We start from the raw sequence: 4,291 nt of genomic DNA, 5'->3' as shown, positions 1-4,291 counted from the left end.
GCGTCGCCCCGGCGGCCGCGGCCGCCGCGGCGCTGCTGATCCTCATCGCCGTCCTCCGCCGAGCCCGCTGCCGCCGCTGACCCACTCCCACCCCACCCCACTCGCGAGTCGCCGCTACATGCCCGCGAGTTGCCGCTACATGCCCGCGAGTTGCCACCCCATGCCCGCGAGTCGCCCTTGCATGCCCGTGAGCTGACGCTTCCGGCACCGCCTCGACGGGTGCATGCGACGCGCCGGCCGGAACGGAACACACGGCTGCGTGCGGACGTGGTGGCGCGGGGTGTCGACGCGGTGTCCCGTGCCGTCGACCCGGTGCCCTGGAGCGTCGACTCGGCCTGGTGAGGCGTCGACTCGGCGTCCTGAAGTGTCGACTCGGCGTTGTGAGGGGTCGACTCGGTGCCTTGGAGTGTCGACTCGTGGGGAGGGACCCGGCCGGCGGTCGCGGTGGGTGACCGCCGGCCCCCTGGTTCTGCGCGCGTAATGTTCGCGCGCTTCTGCGAATTCTCCGCCACCCGGCCTCGCCGTGGGCGAACCCGCAGGTCGTGGCGACGATACGCACTCGATCAGTCACCCGGAGGAATGGTTCCCGGACTGTCGAGGATTGACGATCTCAGCCTCTGCGCACTCTGTAGCCATACGGGCGCGGGGCGTACCGGACACGCAGAACAGCGCACCGTTGTGAGCAGAATCCAGAACCCCAAGGAGAAACATCACCATGCGAGTTCGCAGAGCCGCTGTCGTCGTCGCTCTGGCCGCCGGCACCGCTGTCGCCGTCGCCGGAACCACCAACGCCTCCCCGGAGAACAACGACTGCAGCGACACCGGTCGCTACATCCAGGCCGACTCCTGGGCCGACGCCGAGTGCGAGTTCGACTTCGCCCGCGAGCAGTGGGAGCAGGCCAAGGACGAGGCCGAGGACGAGCGGGACAAGCACGAGGACAAGCACGAGGACGGGGACAAGGGCAAGGACGAGGACAAGCACCACGACAAGGACAAGCACCACGACAAGGACTGGGACCACGACAAGGACTGGGACCACGACAAGGACTGGGACAAGGACAAGCACCACGACAAGGACTGGGACAAGGACAAGAAGCACCACGACAAGGACAAGCACAAGGTCGAGAAGCACTACCACAAGCATTTCCACAAGCACCACGACAAGGACAACGACAAGAAGCACCACCACAAGCACGACAAGAAGCACCACCACAAGAAGCAGGTGCACAAGAAGCCGCACGGTGGCGTGGAGACCGGTGACGGCTCCTTCGCGACGGTCGTGCGCTGAAGCACCCAGTGATGCGTAACCACACGCGCCGCCATCCCCGCCACGCCGGCTCCGGCCGGCTGGTGGGGATGGCGGTTTTCGTCCTCCTGCTGGCACTGACCGGATGCACCGGTCCGAACGCGACCGTCGGTACTCCGACCTTCGAGCACACGGTCCCGACCGAGAGCGGCGTCCAGAAGCCGGTCATGCCCGCGTCGGACCCGGTCCGACTGCGGATTCCCGCGATCGGCGTCGATACCGACGAGTTCGTCGACCTCGGCCTCGATGACGACAACCGGATGGAGGTTCCGGAAGGCGCCCACGAGGTCGGCTGGTACAACCAGTCACCGACCCCGGGCGAGCTGGGGCCGTCCGTGCTCGCCGCGCACGTCGACTGGAACAACGAAAAGGGCGTGTTCTACAAGCTGCGCACGCTCAACGACGGCGACGAGGTGATCGTCGACCGGGCCGACGGCAGCAGCATCCTGTTCGAGATTCACTCCGTCGAGCGCTACACCAAGGACCAGTTCCCGACGGACAAGGTCTACGGCGACACCCACCACCCGGAGTTGCGGTTGATCACCTGCGGCGGCGTGTTCGACCGTTCCGCGCAGAGCTACGAGGACAACGACGTCGCCTACGCCCGCATGGTGGCCTTCCAGCAGTGAGCGTGGGATCGGCGGCCACGGCACCGACCGCACCGCGCGGGTGGTCGTGCCCGGCGCGGTCCAACATCGTCGTGGTGGTGCGGGGCGGCCTCAGCGGTAACTCAGCACGTTGATCACCCGGCCGTTGGGGTCCCGGACGAAGAAGCGCCGCACGCCCCAGTCCTCGTCCCCGGTCAGCTCCGGATTGACCCCCGAGATGAGGCAGCGTGCGTACTCGGTGGTCTGGAGAAGCCCCGGAACGAGCAGCGTACTGAACTGCCGTCGCGCCACCAGGGCGGTCTCCCAGTCGAGGAACTGGTGGAACTCGGGTGGCGGGTGTTTGCGGACGTCGGCGAGCCAGCCGCGGCGGCGGGAGTTGCCGGCCAGTTGTCCGAGCCAGTTCGCCAGGGCCGGGTCGGCGACGCCGTAGACGGTCAACAGTCGGTCGAGTTCGCGCGGCTTGACGCCCTGCTCCCGGTTCTCGATCCGGGACAGCTTCGGGCGGGGACCAGGTGCCCGGTACCTGGCGGAGCTTCTCGATCACCTGGTCATGCGTCAGTGCGCACTCCTCCCGGAGTTTGCGCAGCGTCTCGGCGAGCTGCCAGCGGCGCACCGCGGGGTTCTCCGGGACCTCGCCCTCCCTCACGTCAGCCTCCTGGTCTCTCTCGGGCCCCGTGCAGGCGGACGAAGGACCGGGTACGGACGGCGATCTCTAGTGGTTGTCACCGCCTGCGCCCGGTGTTCGACCCGGACGGCGGAGCGGGTCACTCACCCGGAGCGACGGGCGCGGCACCGTCCGGTGCGGAGGGTCCACACCGTTCCCGCGCGGGCGTGATGCGGTGTCGGGTGAGCCCCGTCAACGTCGGCGCGGTGTTCGTCACCGTTGCGGCCCGGCTGTGGACTCGCGGCACTGGACTCGCGTAGCTTGACCGCCTATAACCGAAGGCATAATCGGATATCGCGGCTGTTCGAGCCGGAGCGGGAGAGCCCCCGTGTGGTCAAGACGGGGCACCGAAGGAGCAAACGCCCCACAATCTCTCAGGTACCACTACCGCTCACGGCGAGGCCACTCTGGAAAGCAGGCTCACCACGAGGGCCTCACCCAAGGTGTAAGCCGCGCTCACGCGCGGTGAAACTCTCAGGTGCCCATGACAGAGGGGGAGTTCCCAGCACCAGGCGGGCAAACCTGCCTACGCCAGAGAAGGAGCTCCCCGCCATGACGCAGAAGTCGTCGCCTCCCGTGACACCCCCGCCGACGCCGTTCGCATCCCGGCACATCGGCCCGAGCGAGGCCGAGCAGGCGAAAATGCTGGCCGAATGCGGGTTCGGCAGCCTGGACGCCCTGGTCTCCGCCGCGGTGCCCAGCGCCATCCGCAACCCGCGCGGGCTCGACCTGCCCGAGGAGGCCTCCGAGGAGCAGGCGCTGGCCGAGCTGCGGGAGCTGGCCGCGCGCAACACGCCGCGGACCCAGATGATCGGCCTCGGCTACCACGACACCGTCACCCCGGCCGTGATCCGGCGCAACGTGCTGGAGAACCCGGCCTTTTACACCGCGTACACGCCGTACCAGCCGGAGATCTCGCAGGGCAGGCTGGAGGCGCTGCTCAACTTCCAGACGATGGTCTCCGACCTCACCGGCCTGGACACCGCGAACGCCTCGATGCTCGACGAGTCCACCGCCGTCGCCGAGGCGGTCATGCTGATGCGGCGGGCGTCGAAGTCGAAGTCGCAGACCGTGGTGCTGGACGCCGAGTGCCTGCCGCAGACCATCGCGATCGTGCGCACCCGCGCCGAGGCCGTCGGCGTCGAGGTGGACGTCCGCGACCTCTCCCAGGGGCTGCCGGACGAGTTCTTCGGCGTGGTCGTGCAGTACCCGGGCGTGTCCGGTGTGCTGCGTGAGCCGGACTTCTACCGGCGGATCGGTGACGCGGCGAAGGAGGCGAAGGCGCTGTACTGCGTCGCCGCCGACCTGCTCGCGCTCACCCTGGTCACCTCGCCCGGCGAGTTCGGCGCCGACCTCGCCGCGGGCACCACCCAGCGCTTCGGCGTCCCGCTCGGCTACGGCGGGCCGCACGCCGGGTACCTGGCCGTGCGCTCCGGGTTGGAGCGGTCGCTGCCGGGCAGGCTGGTCGGCGTCTCGGTGGACGAGGCGGGCGCCCCCGCCTACCGGCTGGCCCTGCAGACCCGGGAGCAGCACATCCGCCGGGAGAAGGCCACCAGCAACATCTGCACCGCGCAGGTCCTGCTCGCCGTGATGGCCTCGATGTACGCCGTGTACCACGGCCCGGACGGGCTGCGGCGCATCGCCGAGCGGGTGCACCGGCACGCCGTCGGGCTGGCCGACGCGCTGCGCGCGGGCGGCGTCGAGGTCGTGCAC

General features: G+C 69.2%; 3 protein-coding genes, 1 pseudogene and 1 riboswitch. Of the genes and pseudogenes, 3 read left to right on the top strand and 1 reads right to left on the bottom strand.

Annotated elements, in window-relative coordinates; translation table 11 throughout:
• The first annotated feature begins 715 nt into the window (after window positions 1-715).
• Window positions 716-1,288 carry a hypothetical protein gene (locus ACTIR_RS0115575; RefSeq protein ID WP_026454973.1) on the top strand — a complete coding sequence of 191 codons (573 nt, stop codon included), beginning with the start codon at window positions 716-718 and terminating at the stop codon, window positions 1,286-1,288.
• An 11-nt stretch (window positions 1,289-1,299) separates the two neighbouring features.
• Window positions 1,300-1,935, top strand: a complete 636-nt coding sequence (locus ACTIR_RS0115570) for a class F sortase (RefSeq protein WP_026454972.1) — start codon at window positions 1,300-1,302, stop codon at window positions 1,933-1,935.
• 90 nt (window positions 1,936-2,025) lie between these two features.
• Here the strand turns inward: ACTIR_RS0115570 and ACTIR_RS27560 are convergent, their stop codons facing one another.
• Entirely contained in the window at window positions 2,026-2,352 is a 327-nt protein-coding gene (locus tag ACTIR_RS27560) for a Scr1 family TA system antitoxin-like transcriptional regulator (protein WP_026454971.1), read from the bottom strand.
• A 531-nt stretch (window positions 2,353-2,883) separates the two neighbouring features.
• Window positions 2,884-2,978, top strand: a riboswitch (glycine riboswitch).
• Between the two features lie 152 nt (window positions 2,979-3,130).
• Here ACTIR_RS27560 and ACTIR_RS0115560 point away from each other — a divergent pair.
• Window positions 3,131-4,291: pseudogene (locus tag ACTIR_RS0115560) on the top strand (glycine dehydrogenase); the annotation flags it as partial.

This window comes from Saccharomonospora iraqiensis subsp. iraqiensis (assembly GCF_000430445.1).
Lineage (GTDB): Bacteria > Actinomycetota > Actinomycetes > Mycobacteriales > Pseudonocardiaceae > Saccharomonospora > Saccharomonospora iraqiensis.
The sequence above is the reverse complement of the archived record's forward strand: the minus strand, read 5'-3'. Positions and strand labels throughout refer to the sequence as shown.